Source organism: Cellvibrio sp. UBA7661 (genome assembly GCA_002483365.1).
Classification (GTDB): domain Bacteria; phylum Pseudomonadota; class Gammaproteobacteria; order Pseudomonadales; family Cellvibrionaceae; genus Cellvibrio.
Genome location: DLHT01000018.1, coordinates 22,874 through 47,309, shown reverse-complemented (window position 1 = coordinate 47,309; position 24,436 = coordinate 22,874). Strand labels below are relative to the sequence as shown.

18 protein-coding genes are annotated in these 24,436 nt (G+C 45.7%); 1 reads left to right on the top strand and 17 read right to left on the bottom strand.

Translation table 11 applies throughout. The features are described from left to right. Positions 1–46: 46 nt before the first annotated feature. The 3 genes from B2739_RS15420 to B2739_RS15410 form a co-directional block, all read right to left on the bottom strand. Positions 47–244, bottom strand: coding sequence for a DUF2788 domain-containing protein (locus tag B2739_RS15420; RefSeq protein WP_414633236.1), 198 nt, complete (start codon positions 242–244; stop codon positions 47–49). Positions 245–335: 91 nt separating this feature from the next. Then, entirely contained in the window at positions 336–1,304 is a 969-nt protein-coding gene (locus B2739_RS15415; protein ID WP_331346739.1) for an electron transfer flavoprotein subunit alpha/FixB family protein, read from the bottom strand. After that, positions 1,301–2,050, bottom strand: a complete 750-nt coding sequence (locus B2739_RS15410; protein WP_331346738.1) for an electron transfer flavoprotein subunit beta/FixA family protein — start codon at positions 2,048–2,050, stop codon at positions 1,301–1,303. The genes B2739_RS15415 and B2739_RS15410 overlap by 4 nt, the downstream gene beginning before the upstream one ends. A 202-nt stretch (positions 2,051–2,252) precedes the next feature. On the opposite strand from B2739_RS15410, the gene B2739_RS15405 reads away from it, so the two are divergent. Next, positions 2,253–2,999: a hypothetical protein gene (locus B2739_RS15405; RefSeq protein WP_331346737.1), complete on the top strand. Its 747-nt coding sequence runs from the start codon at positions 2,253–2,255 to the stop codon at positions 2,997–2,999. Between the two features lie 10 nt (positions 3,000–3,009). Here the strand turns inward: B2739_RS15405 and B2739_RS15400 are convergent, their stop codons facing one another. The 14 genes from B2739_RS15400 to flgF form a co-directional block, all read right to left on the bottom strand. Continuing rightward, the gene (locus B2739_RS15400) at positions 3,010–3,699 is read right to left on the bottom strand and encodes an acylneuraminate cytidylyltransferase family protein (protein WP_331346736.1); all 690 of its coding nucleotides are present in this window, start codon (positions 3,697–3,699) and stop codon (positions 3,010–3,012) included. A 205-nt stretch (positions 3,700–3,904) separates the two neighbouring features. Next, a complete protein-coding gene (fliD, locus tag B2739_RS15395) occupies positions 3,905–5,965 on the bottom strand; it encodes a flagellar filament capping protein FliD (RefSeq protein WP_331346735.1) in 2,061 nt (686 codons plus the stop codon). A gap of 167 nt (positions 5,966–6,132) precedes the next feature. Then, a complete protein-coding gene (locus tag B2739_RS15390; RefSeq protein ID WP_331346734.1) occupies positions 6,133–8,790 on the bottom strand; it encodes a CHASE domain-containing protein in 2,658 nt (885 codons plus the stop codon). A gap of 149 nt (positions 8,791–8,939) precedes the next feature. Then, entirely contained in the window at positions 8,940–10,979 is a 2,040-nt protein-coding gene (locus tag B2739_RS15385; RefSeq protein WP_331346733.1) for a flagellin, read from the bottom strand. A 445-nt stretch (positions 10,980–11,424) separates the two neighbouring features. Beyond that, the gene (locus B2739_RS15380) at positions 11,425–11,811 is read right to left on the bottom strand and encodes a flagellar protein FlaG (protein ID WP_331346732.1); all 387 of its coding nucleotides are present in this window, start codon (positions 11,809–11,811) and stop codon (positions 11,425–11,427) included. A 67-nt stretch (positions 11,812–11,878) separates the two neighbouring features. Continuing rightward, positions 11,879–13,906, bottom strand: coding sequence for a flagellin (locus tag B2739_RS15375; protein WP_331346731.1), 2,028 nt, complete (start codon positions 13,904–13,906; stop codon positions 11,879–11,881). A gap of 228 nt (positions 13,907–14,134) precedes the next feature. Further along, positions 14,135–14,461, bottom strand: a complete 327-nt coding sequence (locus B2739_RS15370; protein WP_331346730.1) for a flagellar protein FliT — start codon at positions 14,459–14,461, stop codon at positions 14,135–14,137. Between the two features lie 276 nt (positions 14,462–14,737). Beyond that, positions 14,738–16,621: a flagellar hook-associated protein FlgL gene (gene flgL / locus B2739_RS15365; protein ID WP_331346729.1), complete on the bottom strand. Its 1,884-nt coding sequence runs from the start codon at positions 16,619–16,621 to the stop codon at positions 14,738–14,740. A 225-nt stretch (positions 16,622–16,846) separates the two neighbouring features. Further along, complete coding sequence (gene flgK / locus B2739_RS15360; RefSeq protein WP_331346728.1) at positions 16,847–19,612, bottom strand: flagellar hook-associated protein FlgK; 2,766 nt, start codon at positions 19,610–19,612, stop codon at positions 16,847–16,849. 3 nt (positions 19,613–19,615) lie between these two features. Further along, complete coding sequence (flgJ, locus tag B2739_RS15355) at positions 19,616–20,827, bottom strand: flagellar assembly peptidoglycan hydrolase FlgJ (protein WP_331346727.1); 1,212 nt, start codon at positions 20,825–20,827, stop codon at positions 19,616–19,618. Next, positions 20,828–21,931: a flagellar basal body P-ring protein FlgI gene (locus B2739_RS15350; protein WP_331346726.1), complete on the bottom strand. Its 1,104-nt coding sequence runs from the start codon at positions 21,929–21,931 to the stop codon at positions 20,828–20,830. Between the two features lie 36 nt (positions 21,932–21,967). Continuing rightward, positions 21,968–22,687: a flagellar basal body L-ring protein FlgH gene (gene flgH, locus B2739_RS15345; RefSeq protein ID WP_331346725.1), complete on the bottom strand. Its 720-nt coding sequence runs from the start codon at positions 22,685–22,687 to the stop codon at positions 21,968–21,970. 15 nt (positions 22,688–22,702) lie between these two features. Next, entirely contained in the window at positions 22,703–23,488 is a 786-nt protein-coding gene (gene flgG, locus B2739_RS15340; protein ID WP_049629664.1) for a flagellar basal-body rod protein FlgG, read from the bottom strand. Between the two features lie 47 nt (positions 23,489–23,535). Beyond that, a complete protein-coding gene (gene flgF, locus B2739_RS15335) occupies positions 23,536–24,279 on the bottom strand; it encodes a flagellar basal-body rod protein FlgF (RefSeq protein WP_049629663.1) in 744 nt (247 codons plus the stop codon). Between the last annotated feature and the right edge of the window lie 157 nt (positions 24,280–24,436).

The following is a 24,436-nucleotide window of genomic DNA, read 5'->3' as shown; positions in this document are numbered from 1 at the left end:
AGTTGTAGGCGCAGGGTTGAAGCACTAAAAAATAAATTTCAATGCTTTAACCGAGAATATGGACGAATACTTCTTTGATAACAAAAACCATAATCGCAAATCCAAGCACACCGAACAGCACAAAAGTACCAAACTTGCCGGCTTTGGATTTTTTAGCGAGATCCCACACAATAAAAAACATAAACACTACTAAGCCACCAACACAAATATACATGGCCCAAGTTTCGAATTGTTCGAATGTCATGCGCAATAAAACCTGAAAAATAAAGAAGAGGGATAAAAACAGAGGCGACATTGTAGCGAAAATCATCAAGAAAAGCGGCTTCTTATTCGCTTTATAAACGCTCAATCAACTCCGGCACTGCCTCAAATAAATCTGCAACCAACCCGTAGTCTGCCACCTGAAAAATAGGGGCATCCGGGTCCTTATTAATTGCCACAACTACCTTAGCATCACGCATGCCCGCCACGTGCTGAACTGCACCCGACAAACCTACTGCGATATACAACTCCGGAGCAACCGCCTTCCCCGTCTGGCCAACCTGCATGTCATTTGTAGCAAAACCAGCATCGACGGCCGCGCGGGATGCACCAACCGCTGCACATAACTTATCCGCCAATCGGTACAGTAATTGAAAGTTCTCACGGCTTTGTATTCCTCTCCCACCAGAGACCACAACCCGTGCCGATGTGAGCTCTGGCCGTTCAGATGCTACCCGCTCCTGCCGGACAACACGGCTATGCTCCTGAACGGCTGGAGGTGTGAGCCTTGTTATTGGTGCCGGAATCGATGAGCTTCTTTGCGTGATTGCAGCAAACGCAGTACCGCGAATACTCAGTAACTGGATTGGCTGCAGGTTTGCAACACGCTCAATTACCCGACCGGCGTAACAAGTACGAGCAAAGACATTGTGTGCTTCTATGGCGATGACATCGGTCACGGGCTGGCTATCAACAAGAGCGGCCACACCCGGCAACAGATTCTTACCGAATGCTGTTGCGCCGATCAGCACGTAAGAATAACCATCAACAAGTGCTGCCAGCCAAGGTACAACAACCTCTGCCAGCTGGAATTCACAGCGTTCGTCATCCACAACCAGAACTTGCCGGACTCCCGGGATTGCTGCGGCAATATCAACGGCCGCTCCACATTTCCATCCTGCCAGCAACAAGTCCACGTTTAATGCGCCAAATTCCCGCAGGCGGGCAATAGCGCCCATCACTCTCCAATTAATATCGCAAAACTCTGTACCATCAAGCTCAATAACAACCAATGCTGCGCGTGATTCATGTGTTGTACTCATATCACCCCGGCCTCCTGCCACAACTTTTCCACTAACTCCGCCACACTACCCACTTTAATGCCGGGCTTACGCTCAGCTGGAGCCTGGTAATCAAACACCCGTAAACGGGGTTCAACATCCACGGCCAATTCAGCGATGGGAATAATCGCCAGCGGTTTCTGACGCGCCTTCATAATATTCGGCATAGTGGGATAACGCGGCTCATTAAGACGCAAATCTGTTGTAACGACCGCAGGCAAACGGAGCGCAAGGGTTTGCAGGCCAACATCCAACTCTCGCGTCACCCATATCTCATTGCCTTTTAGCTCGATCTGCGAGGCAAATGTCGCCAGAGGATACTTGCATAAGGCCGCCAGCATCTGGCCAACCTGGTTGTGGTCACCATCAATAGATTGCTTACCCAACAGCACCAACCCTGGATTTTCCTGCTTGACAACATTAGCTAACACTTTGGCTTTACCCAATGGCTCTAGAGGTATATCCGACAGAATGTGGATAGCGCGATCCGCTCCTAAGGCCAGGGCACTCCGCAACTGTTCCTGCACGACTGAAGCACCGATACTGACAACCACTACCTCATTGGCGATGCCGCGCTCTTTAAAGCGGATGGCCTCCTCGACGGCAATTTCGCAAAATGGATTCAACACCATTTTGGTATTGGCAATATTTACACCACTTCCATCTGCAAGAGGACGTACCCGGGTATTCGCATCCGGTACGCGCTTAATAGCTACTAAAATTTTCAAGACGCTTTCCTTGTGTATGAAAGAAAATCAAAATATAGCAAATAACCTTGCATAATTTGAGGTTATTTACGGAAGTAACTGTGGGCGTAACTGCAATAGCACAGTAAACAACCAACCCGGCCTAAAAACAGCTTATGTACGTTATATCGCCCATTGCGTACACTGCCGCACTAATTCTACTGACTGATTCAACGGATTCTTTATGCGCTTGATCAAACCACTCTCTATTATGTGTATTTGCCTGTTTCTTTCGGCTTGCGTGTCCTCACTGTTAATCGGCAATCAATTGCAAAGCAAGCTCATGTGGTCATTCCTAAAACCCTTGGTGGGATTTGACCCGAATGAAGTCAACTTTTTTGAAGCCCCCATCATTAAGGATCGGATGACAGCATTATTGGGCGATAAGTATGAGCCCACCATGAAGCTGCTACGCACCGCCCAGGAGATTCAACAGGAAGGCGCTCTGTTTTATGTGGCATCCCGCTATGCACCACCGCAAGCAAAAGCTATAACCGACAAAGCGGCTATGGTCTGGAATGCGGACACCAACCAAATGGCAGTTATGTTGATTAAAGATGGCACTCCCGAAATATTCTCTGAACAGATTGAAGGAGCAAAAGAGAAACTTACACCAGTGCTACCACAAGAACTACAACGCGCTTACGACAAAGCACAGGCGGCCAAAAAAGTCGTCGAGGAAAAACAAAAAGCGTTGGAAAATGTTCAGGATATTATTAACAACCCTGTAGAGGCGGTAGCGGAGAAGGTCAATCAAAAAGTCGATGCCACGGTGAATGAAGCAAAAGAGAATGCGCAGAAAAAAGCACAAGAACAATTAACCCCGTTAGTGCCTGACGCGGATAAAGAGCAACGTAAACTTGAACAGGAACAACGTGAATTTGAAGAAGCGTTAAAAAAGGAAGCAGAAGAACTGAAAAAATCCCCTTAAGCCATTCAGTTCAGGAATTGATTCTTTCGCGCAAACGGTTCTCCACAAGCTGTAGATCGTTCACGCTACATACCTCAATACTGTCAGACGCTGGCATCAAGTATGGAACAATATGCGTGAGCGGAATTTTTTCCTCACGCATAAAGTCATCAACTTTGAAAATGTAAATTGCACCATTGGGCATGTAAAGCGATGGCAAATCCTTTCTACAATAATAAGATGAATGCTCACCAGCCAGAGGATGTAAAAATTCCCCACCGCCAACATAGGCTCTCATGTACGCATTATTAATTTCATAAACACTGATTAGGTTCTGGCAGGTAGGAAAATCATTAAACTCTGCAAGTGCTTCACGGATATGCCTTGCTGTACGCAGTGGTGATGTAGGTTTCAATAAAATAACAATGTCTTTACCCGCCAGCTTCATGCGATGGATAAATTCTGCCACGACAGCATCTATGGTTGATTCATCTTTTGCCAGATGCGGATCGCGTTTAAATCGCTCCGCATTGTAGTAATGCGCAACTGACAGGATCTGGTCATCATCAGACGAGACAAAAATTGCATCGATCACTTCTGAATCATGGGCTGCTTGAATGCTATAGGCGATAAGGGGTTGCTCCAGTACAGGAGCAATATTTTTTTGCCAGAGGCTCTTGGATCGACCACGCGCAGGAATAAGTGCAAATACCTTTGACATAAGCTACCCACCCGTTGATTGTTAATTATGAAATGGCTTATTCATCAAATAGCTAAAGAATAGGTATACCGCAAACTATGATTCAAAGATCAAGATTCAGCAAAGAACAATAAGGAATCAAAAAAAACGGGGAAATACATGAATGTCAGGTGCGCGAACAGGCTGCGCACCTGAGTGAAAAATCGCGCACGGCTAATTCTGCGAATTAACTATTTTTGGCTGTGAAAGGTAAGCGATCGAGAATACCATCCAAAAAATCACCAGTAGAGTTGAGTGAGCGGACAATGCTTTCCATTGCCTGGAACTGCGCCATCAAGCGCGCTCTATAGGCATCACTGCGACGAGTCAAATCAGTTTGATCTTCCTCGACACCTTTAATTTCTTTGCTGATATTCTCTTCGCGCTCTTTAATGACACCGGAAGATTTAAGGTAATCATTCACAATGTTGGTTAAACCACCAGCAAAACCGCGCGAAAATGTAACCGTGCCGCCCGTTGCACCTGGTTGAATTGTCATGCTCAAGCCTTCTGCATCAGTCCCCAATGCAGGCAGCAACACATTGCCATAACCAAACGCAGCTCTTCCGGCCACAGTTCCACCAACATCGGTGCCCGACACACCTGCACCAAGACTAATTCCCAAATCCGCCATATCAGTTGATATCGCTGTAAATTCCACTTTACTGGAGCTGCCGTAAGAATTAGAGGTAAACACCAACTTTCCTGCTTCAATACTCACCGCAAGCGTTGACTTCACTGTTTTTAAATTAGTGTCCAAATTGATCAAACTTTGGATTTCAGCAGCCAACTCACCTTCAGTTGTATAAGTTTTTCCGGCGGGCAAAGTAATCAAGCCCGTTTCAATGCCATCCAATTTAAGTTTGAAGTTGTAATCCTTTCCGGTAGTGTCTAGCGGAAAGGCGACACCTATTGCTGCACCGGTCAGTTTTCCTTTTGAAGGTTGCTGGGTAATCACAACATCATAGGTGCCAGGTTTACTTTGCGCTGTGTATTTGGAAACTTCAATATTGGTTACGGATGCCGATACCTTGGGCACAAACAAATCCCGCACCTTATCGAAATGGGTATCGATTGCTGCGCGAAAACCTGTATTTTCTTCATTTTCAACAATTTTCAGTGAGCCATCTCTCTCGGTGCGGATACCCAGACTGGAAAGCGCAGTAAAACCATCGCTTAAACCCGGGATCGAACTGGAGAGAAAATTGCGGATACCTTGCATCAAATTTTTTGCGAGAGGATCGGTTTTCAAACTGCCGTAATCTTTCAGCTCTGCATCAAAACCCACTAATTTTTCAACTTCTGTTTTAAACGTGTTGTATGCCGTTACAAAATCACGAATGGTTTTTTCTGCAACAGATTTGTCTTCATTAATCGAAATACTGATAGTTTCAGTCAGCGAAGCACCAAATAAATCAAACTCCAACCCATCAACAACATCTTTGATTTGGTTGGATTCGCGGCTTACCAATAAGCCATTCACACGCACTTTTGCATCCAACCCTTCTTGTTGTTGGGTCAAATTACGCGTGGTTTCATTAAAATCAAAACTTGCAAGGCCAAGTGCACCCGGATCTTCTGTTGCGGTGATTTCTATTTCATTTTTGGCACCCGATTTGGACGTCAGTAACAGTTTGTAAGAGCCACCATCGCTCACAATACTTGCAGCGACACCAAAGTTCGCTTTGTTAATTGCATCACGCAGGCCAATCAGGGAGTTGTTGCCGTCATCAATGGTGATTGTTCCACCGGCACTCTTGCTGGCATCAACTTCAAAATCATTTAAACCTGCATTCCATTCACCCAAACGGATGACCAAGGTACCTTTACCGATAGGGTCAGTCATGGAGCTGAAAGTACCGGAACTTAGCGATTGGGACTGTGCAGTTTGCTCGACTTTGATTTGATAACCACCCGCAGCGGCTTTCGCATCAAGCTTGGTAATACTGAGGAGATTGGTATCGGGCACCGATAAGGATTTGGCGTTAAATGTATCGGAGCTCCCCAAAGCGGCGGCAGCGGTTTCAAGTTTGGATAGAGAGCTACGCAGCAGGCCGTAATCGGAAATTTGGGTTTCCAATAAGGTTTTCTTGGAGGTCAGCCTGTTGGTCTGCACGATATGGGCAGTTTCGGTCAACTGGTCAGCCAGCTTATTCGAGTCAATGCCCGAACCGGTCCCCAGAGCACTGATAATGCTGGAGCCTGTCGCGCCATTGTTGTTGGTTGTGCTCGATGTACTGTTCACCATAGGTACCTCCACGCCAAAAATTACCGCTTGCCATAAGTTAGCGGCAGCGCACGGGCAAACTTTAGCCGGTTTTGCCGCTTTTTAAGGAAAGATTTCCCTTATATCCAATAGAGCACAAACTACGCCAATTCATGTACCTTTTATGCTGCAAGGCTCTCTGAATCAGGCTATTCGCCTACATCGCCTACATGCAGAGGCAAAGTAAAGAAAAATGTGGTTCCTTTACCTAAAGCAGAACGGTAATCAATTTTCCCACCCATTCGTTCAATCATAACCTTGGTAATACTTAACCCCAACCCGGTACCATCGCGCCGCCGGGTATTTGACGAATCAGCCTGGGCAAATTTTTTGAAAACATGCTGACGAAAATCATCAGCCATACCCTGCCCTTCATCGATAACAGAGATTCTTATTTTCTCTCCCTCAGTGGCCAAAACAATCTTCACGACACCGTCCAGAAAAGAAAACTTCACCGCATTGGAGATCAGATTAGCCATGATTTGCAAGAACCGATCTGCATCCATATTGGCTACTGCAGTCATAGCTGACTCCGAAGGTACATCTAACTGTAACTTCACCCCGTAGCGTGCTCCGTAACCAAAATTTTGTTCAATCGACTGTTGTAGCAGTGGATACACCCTGTGTGGCTTGAGGGTTAATTGCACATTACCGAATTCCAATTTTTCGATATCCAGAATATCGTTCACCAAACGGGATAACCTTTCCGCATTACTACTCGCAATTCCCAATAAATTATTTATGTTGCTGGGCAACTCGCCCATGGTGCCACTGGTGACAATACTTAAAGCGCCCTTAATCGAGGTTAGCGGTGTACGCAATTCATGGCTGACCGTGGAAATAAATTCACTTTTTAATCGCTCTACTTTTCGCCGCTCAGTCGCATCATGAATGATAAAAGTAAAAAATTGACGATCGTGAATGTCTACAGGACTAACACTCAATTCAATCGCCACTTCTTTGCCGTTGCTACAACGTCCGAAGCTTTCACGTAATTCGCTTGCTATTGCTTGTGTATTAGTAGATGCAAATGCATCGCCTAACATCGGAATGAGATCCGCAATATGCAAGCTGGTAAATTGCTCCAGAGGATATTGAAATAGTTTTGCTGCCGCCTGATTTGCCTTTTGAATAATGCCGTGCTCATCCGCCACTAAAATAGATTCGACCGCATTCTCTAAAATAGCAGCCAGCTCTTTAGTGCGCTGCTCTACCAAATTGGTAATGTGCTGTGTTCTGCCGCTAATCAGCAATAAGAAACCACCCAACAAACTACAAAATAACAACCCCCCAGCCAACACAAACCAGGATTGTAAACTGACATGCTCATTTAAAAATTTTTCTGTTGGACTAATCGTCAGCTGCAGTATTCTTCCCCCAAGAGCGATGTTTTTCCGATAGATAAACTCCTGTGCATAAGGCGGAACATGGGCTTCACCTACACGATAAAATATGTGTGGTTTATCAGGCTCTGTTACATCGACCATATCAAGATGAAAATCACCCGATGAAAATGGAGTCAATGTCGAATTAATTAAATCATGAATGCGCACAATCGCCGTTGCATAACCAAGGATATGCTCCCTACGTTCAGCTACTGTATCCAAACGCTTGATGATGTCGTACACAGGAAAATACACAATCACACCGGGTGATAGCTGAACATCTTGTAGCAACTGTACTGGCTGTGTCATTGCATATGAGCCACTATCCCGTGCACGGTTGACGGTAATTGCGCGAGTGGGATCAGACGCCACATTAAAACCTAAAATAGACGCATTTTCTGTCCATGGTTCTATATAAGTAATAACAACGTATTCTTCCTGTTCAGGCGCAATAATGAAGGCATCACTTGCACTTTTCTCATTAACATAAAAATTTTTCATGCCTTCAGCGCGCATTTTATTTTCAAACGCAATACGATCGCGATGCATCACTCGCAGGTTCCATGAGAATCCAGATACCCCCTGTTTATCGACAAGCACATCATTGATAAATGCTGAAAACTCTTCACGGGTAACCTCTTCTGAGGCTGAAAATAATCCGCGCAATGTCGCTAATGTATAAACAACACCCGACATGCTGGATTGAACCGTATCATCAACCAAACGTGCCTGTTGTTGAAATTGATCTGCAAGTTTTTTGTGTTCGTTATTACTCGACATAACAAACACTGCAACCACGATCAAACTACTCACAACCAGCGGCACACCTACAGTAAGGCGCCTGCCCCGCCAAAAATGTTGCGGCTCCGCAAACAATACACACATCAGTGGTGTAGCGATTAATACACCAATGGTGTCGCCCACCCACCATGTCCACCAACTGTGAAGTATTTGTTTGGTTTGGATGACATCATTAACCCACAATGCCAATACACCTACACTTGCACTCAGACTGGTAGCAACAGGTCCTCCGAACGCAAAAAACGCAAAAATTTTCCGCTCATCGGTCAAGCTATCAGGGAATCCCACAAAACGGCGGATCAGCGCACGGCCAGCAAGACTTGCCAGCACACTGCCACTGGCAATTTCAGCCGCAAGTAAAACAGTCGGCCCGGACAAGTCAGGGGCATTGCTGACAGAAATATTAAGTAACAAAGAGCCAAGGAAAACCCCAACTCCCATTGAATATCCCCAAATCAGCACAGCACCTAACGCAATGCCCAAGGGGAGAAACAATCCGGTGACAAAACCAGGAGGAATGGCTAAAAGCAACGACAAACGTCCGGCAATGAAATACACCAGCGCCAGTAAAAGAATACGCAACACCCACAGTGCTGCTGGCATACGCCTAATTGTGATCATGCAATGGAATCCGGTTTTTCACTTTCTTAAGACTAGCCGAGCTACTTGAAACTGGCTGAAAAAAGCCATAAAAAAACCGTCGCAACAAGTTGCGACGGTTTTTTATGTGCCGGAAGGCGTTGTCGTTTTCTATGTATCGAAAACCCAACTTATCTGAGTAACTGCAATACCTGCTCAGGGCGCGCATTGGCTTGCGCCAACATCGCTTGGGCTGCCTGTTGCAAGACTTGCGCACGGCTCAATGCAGCGGTTTCTGCTGCAAAGTCTGCATCCACAATGCGCGAACGCGAGGCCGATGTCTTTTCAGACACGTTTGCCAGGTTGGACATAGTGAAGTCCAAACGGTTGTTGATCGCACCCAACTGTGAACGGGCATCGTTGATCGTAGTCAACGCGTTATCAATAACGCCCAACGCTTTTTGTGCACCTTCGACCGAATCAATACTGATAGAGGCGATCGCGGTACCGAATGCTCCCTCGGCAGTTACGTTGGATTCCAAAATCCCCAAGGTATCAGGATCAGCATTAGCACCCAACTTCACGCTAATAGGAGAACCATTTTCACTGCTCAGCTTGATACCACCATTCACGCTATCGCCATCAGCAACAGCGGCAGGCACCGGGTTGTTGTTGAAGTCTGAATGAGCCAGCAACGCCCCGCCCAATGCGGTTGCTACTGAACCGGCACCATCTCTGAAGGTGAGCGATGAAGCAGAACCTTCCAGAACGACACGGGTACCTAGCAAGCTCGCTGAAACACCGGTTGAATCGGTAGCGGCATTAAATCTGGCCACAATGTCCGCAACGCTGGTAACCGCTGCCGGAGCATCCATATCAATCACGACACCATTCAGCTCAAACGTGCCAGTGATGGTTGATATATCGGTGGTAGAAAAATCCAGGGTTGCAGACACAAATGCTTCAGCAGTAACGCCGGTATCTTCTTGCGCAGCGTTAATTGCCGCAACTTTACCCGCTAAAGAGTCAGTATTTTTATTGGAGATGATCACACCGTTGATGCTGAGATCACCCACATTCCAGGCCACATTGGGAGTATCAATTCCTATACCCTCAATATTTCCCGGATTGGTATTTTCACGGAAGCCCAAAGCATCCAGTTGCGCCAAGTCACCGGTCGATCCACGAGTGATAGTAATTGGATCACCATGTTCTGATTCAAGCACCAGGCGGCCAGAATAAGTACCTGCAATGTTACCGCCAGCAGAGCCGGCCGGCACGCTTCCGTCCGTGACCGTAAAGCTTGCGACATTAATACCTGCAATACTCAACTTACTGTTCTCACCAACCGAGGCACTCAACAAGCCACCACTTTCAGTGTTAATTTTATCTACCAACTCATCCAGGTTTTGCGTATTGGTGACCTGGATAGTGGTTTGTGAGCCATCCAGTTTGGTAATCGCAATCTCAAATATTTGGCCACTTTCCAGTACACCTGTACCAGCGCCAGTCGCCGTTGCCTGAGCATAAGTAGAAGCATTAATGCCCAACACATTTTTATTAATCAGTTCAATCAATTTATCCATCGTTTCGGTGGAGCCATCAAAACTCTCCAGCGATTTAGCAACAGATTGACCATTAATGAGAATATCGTTTTCGTCGATTTGCAATGCAGCCAAATCAATCTCGCCACCCAACATATCCACACCCACAAAGCCCATACCCAAGGTTTTGGCATCCATTGCGGGGATTTTCATGGTGATGGTTTGGCCTGCATCGGAACCGACTTGTAGATCCACTTTTCCAAGCGAACCATCCAATAATTTTTGGCCGTTGAAGGATGTAGACGTCGCAATACGATCCAATTCCAGAATCAATTGCTGTACTTCCGCATCCAGTGTTTTGCGGTCAGCATCGGAATAAATTCCGTTCGCAGACTGAATGGACAGTTCGCGCATACGCTGCAAAATATTGGTCGATTCCTGCAAGGCACCTTCCGCAGTTTGTATCAGTGATACACCATCGTTCGCATTGCGGATTGCTTGGTCAAGACCGCGGATTTGCGATGTCATGCGGTTGGAAATAGCCAGACCCGCAGCATCGTCTTTCGCAGAGTTAATACGTTGGCCAGAGGACAAGCGTTCGCTTGCCCGATCGAGCGCATTTCCTGAGCTCATCAATTGACGCTGTGAATTCAAGGAAGCGACATTGGTGTTAATGACTAGAGGCATAATAAATCTCCTAATGATTGTTCCTGTTCACAGTTTCTATTGCTGTGACAAGCCGACTAATGAAGTTCAAAGCCATCGGTTAATCGACTTGCATGGACTGTCAGAACTTCGTGGCAAGACTTTTAAGAAATTTGCTACCCACTGATTAACGGGGGTTGCACTAAACAGGATTTCTATACGGTCGCCTAAAGCCGATTTTGCACAGACCATGCCAAAACATTTTTAAGGAGAAAAAGTACGCTTATCAAAAACACAATTGACAGTTATTGGAAACGCAAATTTGCTGAAAATTTTCTCTGCTTTTAATTTAAAAAAATAAAAAACCAAATCGGTTTTACATTTTTTAAACAAAAAAAATAGGGCAGCTTTCGCTGCCCTATTCGTTTTAAAACACTCGCCAAACCGCTCTTTTAAAACCGTTACAACCTATTGTTTTAAAAGGGTTTTATGCCTGTGCACTGAATAATTGACCAGGCTCATCCGGGGTGTGGCTTTGCGCCAGCCGCAAGAAAATTTCATCAGGGATTTGACGAATAACTTCTTGCGTTGTGCGATCCAAAACTTTCACAACTGTCTCACCTGAATCAGGATCATATGAGAAGTTTAAATCGCGCTGGGTTGACTGAATATACTCATTCATTTGAGCCACGGCTGCCTGAACACGCTCTTGCACCGCCTGAGAATTGACAGGATCTTTAGGTAAAGATCTTGCCGCTTCTGCGGCAGGCGGCAAATCATTGCCGGTTTTTTGACCTCTTGCGCCAGGCAACGACGAAACCGGCGAAGCTTTCGCTTGTACCGGATTCGAAGCAACTTTAGTGATGTCATTCATAATCTGTTCCTCACTAAAAATGTTCTTCCGGGTTAGCTGGGATTAGCTAGCCCGGAAGTAGCCTGTATTATCTCAAGAGAGACAGTACTTGTTGTGGACGAGCATTAGACTGAGCCAACATCGCCGAGGCCGCTTGTTGCAACACTTGTGAACGGCTCAGGTTTGCAGTTTCCGCTGCGAAGTCAGCATCAGTGATACGTGAACGCGCTGATGAAGTCTTCTCTGAAATGTTCGCCAGGTTGGAGATGGTGAAGTCCAAACGGTTGTTGATCGCACCCAACTCTGAACGCACATCACTGATGGTGGTCAATGCGTTGTCGATTACCTTAATTGCTTTTTGAGCGTTTGCAGCGGTGTCGATGCTGATTGATGAGATTGCTGCGCCGAAGCTAGCTGTACCAGCAGCGTTACTCTCCAAGAAGCCATAGTTTGCATCACGATCTCCATCACTTAAATCGGCTGCAAAATCAATTTGGATAGGGTTGCCGCTAACACTGGTCAACTTAATACCACCATCAACAGTAGCTGCGCCCACCGCACCCGAAACAAAGGCACCATCTTCAATATATTCAAGATTAGATGCGCCTAACGCAGCCACAACACCACCACCACCGTCAGCAAACGTCATTGAGGCTACATTACCCTCAATAATTACCCGTGTACCCGACAAAGTAGCTGTAATACCGGTTGAATCTGACACGGCATTAAACGCATCCACAATGCCCGTCAAGCTTGTGGCAGCAGCAACACTAACACCATTAAGTTCGAAGGTACCTGCTAAGGCAGACAAATCAACGCCATCGAAGTCTAATGCAGCACTTGTAAACGCACTTGCCTGCACGCCAGTCTCAACCGATGAACGATTTATCGCATCAACTTTTCCCTGCAAACTATCAGTCTCATCGTTATCAATGACTACACCATTGATTTTTAAATCGCCTGCACCCCACTCAGTGGTAGGATCTGACATACCACCACCTTCCACTGTACCGGCTTTGTTGTTTTCGCGGAAACCTAATGCAGCCAAATCTTCAAGGGTACCGGTTGAGCCGCGAGTGATAGTAATTGGATCATCATTGTCCGCAGTCAATACCAGTTTCGCAGTGCCCGCAGTTGTAATACCGGTACCGCCTGCACTGGCGCCGTCAGTCACAGCGATTTGAGTTGCATTTTCAGCGCTTATGGTTAATTTACCCTCGTCATTCAACGAAGCACTGATTAAACCATTACCCTCAGAATTGAGCTTATCTACCAAATCATTCAGGTTTTTGGTATCACGTACAATAACTGTAGTTATACTGCCATCCAGCTTGGTAACAGCTACTTCCATTTGTTGGGCATCTTCCAAAATACCAGTACCTACACTGGTTGCCTCAGCAACAGCTAAAGTAGAAGCAGTAACACCATTAACGTTGGTATTGATTTTATCAATCAACTCATCAAGGTCATCGGTACCACCAATCCAACTTTCACCAGCGGCAATGATTGACTGGCCATTGATCATCACGTCGTTTTCTGCCAAATCCAGAGTATCTGCAATTGCGGTAGTAGAACCGCCCATCAAATCCACGCTGGTAGAACCCATACCCAGAGTTTTGGCATCCATCGCTGGAACTTTTAATGTTACGGTTTGGTTAGCCGCAGAACCTACTTGCAACTCCACTTTACCTAACTTGCCATCTAACAGATTTTGGCCGTTAAACGCGGTGGTTTTGGCGATACGATCCAATTCAGAGACAAGTTGTTTTACCTCGGCGTTCAGAGTGGCGCGGTCGCTGGCGTTGTAGATACCGTTTGCGGACTGTACTGACAGTTCACGCATACGTTGCAGGATGTTGGTAGATTCTGACAGCGCACCTTCAGCGGTTTGAATCAGAGATACACCGTCGTTAGCGTTACGGATTGCTTGGTCAAGACCGCGAACCTGTGAGGTCATACGGTTGGCGATCGCCAAACCGGCAGCGTCGTCTTTTGCAGAGTTAATACGCATACCGGAAGACAAACGCTCGGTGGAGCGGTCAAGCGCGTTGCCTGAGCTCATCAACTGACGTTGTGCATTCAGAGAGGCGACGTTTGTGTTAATTACTAAAGCCATGATGAATCTCCTGGATTTAAAGTACGCAGTGGCTGATCAAGTAGGAAGGCCATGCTGCTAGTGTCGGTTGATGAAGTCTGACGCTAACAGCTTAATCAGCACTTCTAACTAGGTTATCGACACATCCAGAAGGAGCTTTAGAAATTTTTTATGGCAGGAATAAACTTTTTGTACGAGGAATTACTAAAAATAAGCACAAAGCGTTATAAGCAACACGCATGACGTCAATTAGCCGCCATACGCATCAATTGCTTTTGCTGCTCTTCCATTTTGACGCAATTCTGACGCGGCATTATCCCGGTTTGCTTCCGCCAGAGAAGATAATTCTTTGTTGATCAACTGAATTTCTTCAATTAATCCTGCCGCTTCAGTTTCAAGATCCGCTTGCGCTAATGATTGCAGGTACTCGTGGTCGCTAAGCGATAAAAGACCCTGCTGGCGCTGTTGCACCAAGGTTTCAAACGATTCCCAATCACCCGCTTGGGCAAGAGACAAAAGAGCTTTTGATTGACTGAGCGCACGAACTAAAGGGTCAAGCAAAGGGTTGATATCCATAAATACAACTCTACGTAATAGAACAACTCTTAATAATGGCTAAAGGCAGACTAACGCTATAGTGCAAGATTAGCAAAAGATAACTGACCTGCGTATAAATTATGACTTACATGCCATTACATCAAGTCTTCATTATAGTAAGACGATGATGTAGTGAGACGATATAGAGCGGCGATGGTGACGCACTCATTTTGCGGACACTCCATGAATTGATGTCAGGCAATCAACAAAAGTAGTGAGCATCAATTCATAAAGTGATTCATAGAGCGATGAAGATTATAAATAAGTAAAAAGCGATAACTGGCTAACTTTGGCAAAGCTTTGTTGTGCTGCATTCAACACCAATGATTGCATGGTTAATTGAATAGAGGCTTCGCCATAATCCAAATCCTGTAAGCCGGACAATACTGTCTTGGTAGACAACGTAATATCCAGATTTAACTCCTTGCTACTCTCCAGTGTATTCAAGCGCGATCCCATTTCACCCTGCACAGAAGTAAGATTGGTTACTGCGTTTTGCAAATTGGTCAAGGTTTTGGCAACGATCTTGGCTAATACCTCTTTGCTTTCCGGTGTATCCACAACAGATTTCATTGCCTCACTAAAACGTGTGAGCGTGGTGAGTAAGCCTTGCTTGTTGGTGGATTCCACAAAAAAACTATCGCCGGTTTCGATAAGTACACCACGGGTTGAAGAAGTACCCGTATCCTGCGTGTTCAGACCAGTGACATTATTTACATCCAGATTGCCACCCTTGATAGTAATGGTGGCATTGGTATTTGAAATTAATCCCTGATCAGTAACTGTAATTCCCAAACGCGCAAGCTTGGCAGCATTATCCGGTGTACGAAATGCGTTGGCCAAATCAGTGACGTTGGTTATGTTTTGATTGAAGGTAATTGACTCAGTCCGGCCATTCACTTCCAATTGAAATGTCGTAGGTGATGTACTGAAATCTTCTGCACTGACAAAAGCAAAAGGCAAATTAACGGAAGTAGTCCCATTACTTTGCGTGTTAAATCCCAACGCTGTATCAGTATCCGGCGTACCGTTACGCACGGTAATATTCAAACCGGTTGGAGAATGAAAACCGGTTGAGTCAACGGTAATACCCAAATTGGCCAGTTTGTCCGCATTGCTGGGCGTACCTGCTACGCTGTTAAAAGCAGCAGTCAAATCCGTTGCGTTAGTGACGTTTTGATCAAGCAGCAGAGTTTCTGTTTTTCCACCAACAGTAATGGAAACATTCGTTGGTGTTACGGAAAAATCAAATGCACCTACTGCACCAAAATCCAATTCAGCAGGAATGGCAGGGTTACCCGCATAAGGATTCCCCAAAATTTTAAATTTCGCACCCGCGACTTCAATATCATCCCCCGCCACATACAGTTGCGCAGGCAGTAATATTTTTCCACTGGCACGCTCAGTGACAGTGAAATTCACCACTGAACCATTTTTGGTAAAAATAACCTGTAAATCTTCTGGATAAAGACGATCAAATTCTTGCTGGTCAATTACCTCACCTACCGAAATCACTGCAGGAGGAATGGCTTTGTTCCCTGTACCAGCAGAGGTAGTAAATGTGTTGTGCCCACTGGGGATATCTACAAATAGCTTTTTACCAGAGTCACTGACCGCCACAGTTACCGATGTGGACGCTTGCAAACGCAATTGCCCTTCGTCGCCCATATACGTGAAATTACCACCAATATCACTGACAAACGGTTTGGTATCACCTTTATAACCCGCAAAAATATACTGGCCCGATGCATTGCGGGTATTTTGCAAGTTCGCAAGCTCGGCAATCCGTGTATCCACTTCTGCTGCAAGCGCTTTGTAATCGGTAGACGTATAAATAGCTGTGTTACCTGCTTTCACCGCAAGTTCACGCATACGTTGGACAAGGTCGATCACGGTTTGCGTTGTCGATTCCTCAAGATTCAGATTGGACTCTGCAATATTAATATTTTTTCCATATTGCTCGGTACGCGCCAATTCCTGGTTGAGACGCAAAATTGCCGTCGCCGCCACAGGATCATCCGCAGGCGATAATACTTTTTTCCCGGTCGACATTTGTTCCTGGGTTTTGGTAACAGCAGACTGCGCCTGCCCCATTCCCAGAGTTGCGATGTTATAAATTTGTGAGGTGGATACGCGCATGACCAACTCCTCTAAAGCGGCAAATGTTTGCCTCATTGATTACTTACAGTCTACCAATGCAGGAATTGATCCAATTTTTATGAAATAAAAGAAGAAGAGATTTTTAATCCCTCCAAGCCTCCCTTTTTCAAAGGGAGGAGTTTGACTCCCTGCTTGCCCTCTTTTTAAAGAGAAGCCTTTAAAGAGGAACAAGGAGAGATGAAGGAATTAATGTGATACAGAAGATTAAAGTGAACTAAGAAGAGTATCAAACAATTCACGCACAACAGAAATCACTTGGGCATTCGCTTGATAAAGCTGCTGGAACTTAATTAAGTCTGCCGCTTCTTCATCCAGGTTAACGCCGGAAATACTGTCGCGCATGGTTTGGGTTTGTTCCAACAAGCTTTTACTTGCTTCAGTATTGATTTTTGAAAGACTGCTTTTGGTACCGACTTCTTCAACTAACTTGCCATAACCATCTTCAAGTGTCAGAGTCCCGTTTTGCATCATACCTTGCGATTCAAGCGCAACCATCGCCAATGCATTGCGGTTGTCATTCGTTCCGTTGGTATTAAAACCAACTGTGAATGTATCGCCCGCTTTAGGTTGTCCGCTGATCGCAACTTGATAGCCAACAAAAGAAGAGCCTGCAAAAGTATCGCGTGCGCTATCGCCAAATAATGGGCTGTCGGTGGGAACTGTTCCGAGGCTAATGCCATCTGCCATCGTAATATCAATTCTTCCACCCACTACGATACCTTGCAATTCACCTGCCCCGGTATCGGCCCCCACTAAACGAACATTAGGATTTCCATTACTGTCATTCACATCAACACTACTATTGGATGAGGATTTCAAACGGATATCCAAATCCACACCGGATGACGCAACCAATTTTAATTCCGGTGCACCGGTAATCGGATTAGTACTACTTTGCGCACGAATTCCCAAACTGGTTAAATTGGGATTGTTGTTAATTTGCTGTGCGAGGTAATTATTAAAAGCAACCTCACCATCAACAGCAATATCAGGCACATCGGCATGAAAAGCCGTGTTGCTGGGATCATATTGAATAAGCGCTTGTCCATTCACATACAGTTGTGTGGGCGGCGCAAGATCGGCCGTTGCCAGATTCAAATCCGTTAAGGTTGCCGTAGTAAATGCACGTGCCGACACACCTTGTACAGAACTGATCTGTGCAGCGGTTTCCATTGCCGTTGCACCGGGAACTGTCGTGAGCATTTTCGTACTGACTGAACCGGTAACAGGATCTTTAATGGTGAAATGCAGCTGCTCTGCCAAATAACCGTTTTTGGCAAGTGGATCACTTAGTGCCGATACCACCTGCGGTGAGCGACCTTCCGGCAACCCCAGCCGGCTGCCATTTCCTACAACAATATGCTCACCAATGTCGCCGGTAAAAATATTATTGCTACTACCGGGAATAAAAATCTGTTCACGCAGTGCAGGCACTAAATGTTTGGGATTGGTCGGATCACTATTGTCCAGAACTTCATAGGTTGTTTCAGATGTAAAGCGAATCAAAATGGGTGGAGATAATTCACCCGGTTTTGAAAACGCAGGCAAACGATTGCCGTTAGCATCGACCAAACTTAATACTTCACCAGCACTGATAAGGCCACTGCCAGCATTACTGGTATTGCTTGCTGTACGCACAGGCGATGCGAATGCCAAATCTTCCGGACGTTTTATTTCAGCACGAATATCGCGCGAACCATTTTTAGTTGGCTGGATTGTGAATTTGTCGCCTCCCTGAAAAGAGCCGCTGGTTAAATTAACGCTCACGCCATCGAATGAAATGCTGGTGGGGTAAGCGCCAGACAAAGTACCCTGCTCCACCACGGTTTTATCGGATAACCGGGTAACCAAATAATTACTGGAGCCAGGAACAATTTCAAACAAATAGTCACTGGTGCTTAATTGATTAGTGTCATCAATAGTGACCGAAATAATCCGATCAAAAGGCAATGCATTATTACCGTGTGCGACACGGTTCGCAGCCAGTACCGGATCATTGATATCACCAAACATACGCTGGCCGTAATCACCATCCAGATCAATACCTTCTTGCTGCAAAGTGTTGAACTGATCCGCCATTGTCAATGCAATGCGCCCCAACTCGTTCAGCGAAGGTGACAGCACGCTCTCACGGAACCCTACCAAACCACCCAGTTGTCCACCAGTAATTTGAGAGGTAACGTCAACATTGGAATTGTTGCCCGTTAACTGGATCTTTCCATCATTCGTTACGCTAAACGTGCTGGATTTAATACCAATAACCAAAGGCTGGCCATTGCCAATAAATACATTGACATCGCCATCAGCTTGATTAACGACTTGAATCGATACCAGTTCAGATAATTTTCGCAAGGCTTCATCGCGTTTATCCAGCAAATCATTCGGGGCATTGCCACTGCCGGATGCACGCAACTCACCAATCGATTGGTTAAGTGATGCAACCGATTGTGCTAGCGAATTAATTTGCTCGGTCACCGTGCGGATTTCACCATTTACACTTTTTTCGATATCAGTAAAGCGCTGATTGAGATTATTGAAGCGGATGCTCATGCTTTCCGCTTCCGTCACAATTAACTGACGACCAGGAGTAGAGGCAGGATCATTCGCACCATTTTGCATTGCAGAAAAAAAGGATTGCAATGCACCGGACAAGCCGGTGCTGGTGTCTGCAAGCAACTTATCCATTTTGCCAATATTGGCGTTGAATTTATTTAACTGATTAAATGTAGAGGTATCCAAACGCAACTGGGCAGTCACAAATTCGTTGACCACACGCTCAATAGAAGCCGTGGTAACACCGGAACCAATAAATCCGGCACCACCCGCATTTTGTTCAGGGCGAGTAACGTAATTTACTTCCTGACGGGAATAGCCAGCAGTGTTGGCGTTGGAAATATTATGCCCTGCAGTACGCAGTGCATTTTGGCTGGCCTGCAAGCCGGATACGGCGTTAGAGAGAATACCGCTCATGACTTACTCCACAAATGTGCGGCCAGCTTTCGCTGCCATATTGAGAGAGGAAAGCACAGTGCCTGTGATATCCCCCACTGATTTAATCGCATCGCTATTCAACAAACGTTTAATTTTTTTGGCGTATTCCGGGTCTGTTGCATAACCTGCTGCTTGTAGTGCTTCCGCATATTTTTTTGAATCGGTTCCTGCGGCCAATACATCGTCGTAACGCGGATTATTTTTCATCAATCTCACGTAATCTGAAAAGCTTTCGGCATAATCGGTATATTTACGGAAATCCGCTTTTTCATTTGCCGCTATACCATTGCGATATTCAAGTGTAGAAACATTCACCTTATCGCCTTGCCATTGAGTATTCGCTTTAATATTGAACAGGTTAAAACTGTTGTTGCCTTGGTTATCATGAATAACGTGTTTTCCCCAGCCGGTTTCCAATGCAACCTGGGCAATCAATACATCCGGATTAACATTCAGTTCTGCCGCTGCCTTTTCAGCATGAGGCTTTAGCAGCATGACAAAATTTTCCTGGGTATCACTAATACTACCTTTCTGCCCTACGCGAATTTCAGCAGACTTGGCTTTGTTCAAATAGGCGGGCATTGCTGCATAATTGATGAACGGTGCAACAATAACCGGATTTTCAGCATCCTTATCCGTTTCGCCGCTCAACACAGATTGCACATTCGAGTTATCGCTCATGCGCATAAAATCGTTGATCCAATCACCTAATACATCAATAGAATCACCAACATCACCTTCTGTATTTTTTGCATCTACACGTGCAGAATCACCTTGTGGCAGTGACTGATGCGTAACAATATCGGACAGATCGCCAAGCTCATGAGTATTTGATGAATTCTCTGGCGCTTTCATATTGCCGCCATAATTTTTCAGCATTTGCTGATAAAAGTGATCCGCCAAACCAATACCCGCACCGCTGGTTAAATTGAGCACCATTTGCTGATCGAGCATATCACGATGGAAGCGTGTGGTTTGGCTATCAAAATAATTACCTTCGCTAAAAGCCTCATTGGCTTCACGCATGGTTTTCAACATTTGCTGCACAAACATCGCTTCAAATTTTTTCGCTACTTCTTTTAATGCTTGCGGGTCTTTATCGCGCCCCATTGCTTTAACAGAATTCAGCGAATTAGGATCCAAATAGGAATCCTTAATTTGCGATATGCCTGTACTGCTGTCGATAGGTAACATTTAGATCACCACTAGTTCTGCTTTTAGCGCACCGGATTGTTTAAGTGCTTCCAAAATGGCCATTAAATCACTGGGTGACGCACCTACGTTGTTAACCGAACGCACTATGTCATCCAGGTTGGCACCGGGTGCAAATTTAAACATGGGATTATTTTCTTCATTGGCTTGCACATTGCTGCTGGGCACAACAACAGTTTGCCCACCGGCCAAGGCATTGGGTTGGCTCACGGTTAAACTTTCTGCTACCGATACTGTCAAGCTACCGTGAGTTACTGCAACCGGTGAAACACGCACATTTTTTCCAACGACGATAGTGCCCGTACGGGAATTGATGATGACTTTGGCAACCTCCTCACCTGGTGTAACTTCAATATTTTCCAGTATCGAAATAAAATCAACGCGCTGCGCAGGATTCGCAGGTGAATTCACAACAATAGAAACAGCATCCATTGGGCGCGCCACATCAGGCCCTAACATGGCGTTAATACTTTTTGCCAAAGCATTGGCAGTGGTGAAATCCGCGCGATGCAGATTAAAAATAATAGGCTGACCTGCGGCGAAATTGGTTTCCACCATGCGCTCCACAATGGCACCGCTGGGAATACGGCCCGCACTAGGAATATTCACGGTAATTTTTGAACCATCATTACCCGATGCACTCAGCCCACCCACCACTAAATTACCCTGAGCTACGGCATAGACTTTTCCATCAAGGCCTTTTAGGGGAGTCACTAATAAACTGCCACCGCGCAAACTTTTTGCATTACTAATAGACGAGACGGTGACATCAAGGGTTTGCCCTGGTTTTGCAAACGCAGGCAGTTCTGCCTGAATCATCACCGCCGCGACGTTTTTCATTTGCATACGCGCACCTTCCGGTACGGTGATACCAAATTGCTTGAGCATGCTGTTGAACGACTGAACCGTAAAAGGCGATTGCGTTGTTTGGTCACCGGTTCCATCCAATCCGACAACTAAACCATAACCCACCAATTGGTTGGCACGCACACCGGCAACGCTGGCGATATCTTTAATGCGTTCCGCTTGGGCTGCACTACTGAAAACCAATGCGATGCCAAGTACTAAACAATAAACACTACGCATAAAAATACCTCTATAGAAAAGTTACAGCGGGCTTATTTATAAAGGCCACAGATCGCTATTAAAGAAACGCGATAACCAGCCCATTTGCTGTGTGCTAGCCAATTCGCCTGAACCGCTGTAAGAAATTTTTGCATTCGCCAAACGGGTAGACACAATGGTGTTATCAGGTGCGATGTCATCGGGCCGTACAATTCCGCTGATGCGAATAAATTCATCGCCACGATTTAATGTGATCCATTTTTCACCACGCACAATCAAATTACCGTTTGGCAAAATTTCAGCGACAGTCACTGTGATATTGCCTTGCAAACTATTGCTTTGATCTGCATCGGCACTGCCATCAAATGTTCTTTCTTGCTCAAGTGTTGTTGTTAACTCCCGCCCCTTGATTGTGGGATTAGCACCTAACAAAGGACCCGCATTAAAATCAACACCGCTATTTTTACTGGTAGTAACACCCGATGATTTACGTGATACAGTACGCTCACTTAAGGTCACAGTAATAACATCGCCCACAAAATGCGCTTTGCGGTCATTGAATAAATTCAAACCGTAAGTGTCTTGATATAAAGAGCCTTCTGTACGCTGCGGAACTGGCATATTGGCTGCCACTGTGGGTGCATAGGCAGGATCATCTGCCATTGGCTTTTTGTTGGTAAAGCAACCGCTGAGAGATATTGCGACTATCGCTAATGCAAGCGACTTCAATACAAACAATCCCAATAAACGATGCTTACCAATATAAAAAGTGCGCATGATTGAATCACTCACTTAAAGATTTTGGGTGATGTATTGCAGCATTTGGTCTGCAGTGGAAACGACTTTGGAGTTCATCTCGTAAGCGCGCTGGGTGGTGATCATGTTGACCATCTCCTCAACAATATCCACGTTGGAGTTTTCCAACATACCTTGCTTTATTACGCCCAAACCATTTTCACCGGGCGTTCCCTGAATCGGGTTTCCACTGGCAACGGTTTCCACAAACAAGTTGCCGCCAATGGGCTGCAAACCGGAATGGTTTATAAAATCAACCAGAGTGATATCGCCTAGCTGTTGTGGATCAACCTGGCCTGGTGTGTACGCATTAACGGTACCGTTTGCGCCAATGGTAATTTTGTTGGCACCTTCGGGAACAATAATCGCAGGCTCCAGTAAATAACCATCTGCATTCACAAGTTGGCCTTCACCATTGATTTGCAATTGGCCATTGCGTGTGTAAGCGATAGTGCCGTCGGGTTGCAGTACTTGTAAAAAACCGTGGCCATCAATTGCGACATCAAGCGACTGCTCTGTTACTTGCAAATTGCCCTGGGTAAATTCTTTTTGTGTTGCCACTACACGCACACCGGCACCCAATTGCAAACCTGAAGGCAATTCCGTTTCTTGCGTTTGCTGCGCGCCAGGTTGGCGTTGGTTTTGATACAGCAAATCTTCAAAAATTGCGCGGTCACGTTTAAAACCAATAGTGCTGGTGTTTGCCAGGTTGTTGGAAATAGTAGTGAGCTGGCGATCTTGTGCGGACAAACCGGTTTTGCTGACATAGAGTGCGGCGTGCATGATCTATTCCTCTGGTTAAATGCGTTAAATAAACAACGCATTAAAAATTACGACATTTGCAATAACTGGGCAGACGCAGCGGAATTTTCTTCCGCCGATTTCATCACCTTGACTTGCATTTCATATTGGCGTGCGAGACTAAGAATTTGCGTAAATTCTTCGATCGCATTGACGTTACTGCTTTCCAGCATGCCGCTGCGCAAGGTCACTTCCACTGCAGGTAATGCAATTTCACCATCGCGCTGACGAAATAAACCGTCATCACCTTTTTCAATATTTTGAATATCGGGATTCACTAATTTGATTTGCCCGACTTGTACCATCGCCTCAGGCCCTTGCCCTTGGCCGATAATGGAAATAATGCCGTCGGCACCAATCTGGACTTTTTCATTTTCGGGAATATTGATTGGCCCGCCAGCGCCTAATACCGGCAGACCATTGGCAGTGCGCAACATGCCGGTTGCATCCACAGCCATGTTGCCGGCACGGGTATAAGCCTCTGTGCCATCGGGTGATTGCACGGCGATAAAACCATTGCCCTGTATCGCAACGTCGAGCGGGTTGTTGGTGGCAATCATTGAGCCAGGCGTGAAATCAGCGCGGGGGGATTCCGTCATGGCGTAAGCGCGGGTTGGCTGACCATCGCCGTAATACACACCCATGCTGCGCGACTGTTCAAAGTCAGCACGAAATCCGGTGGTGCTTAAATTAGCCAGATTATTGGCGCGATTGGCCTGCGCCAGCATGTTGTGCTTGGCACCGGTCATTGCGATAAAAAGTGCTTTATCCACGATAGTATCTCCAGTGCTAGCAGCTTTATAAGGAATAAAAATGCCGCTAGTTTTTTGGCGGATTTGCCATTACTGGAGATTTTGCAAGAGCAGTGCCAATGTTTGGATAACACTTAAGCAACTGAATTACAAAGACTTTATTTTGATAGGGTTAGCA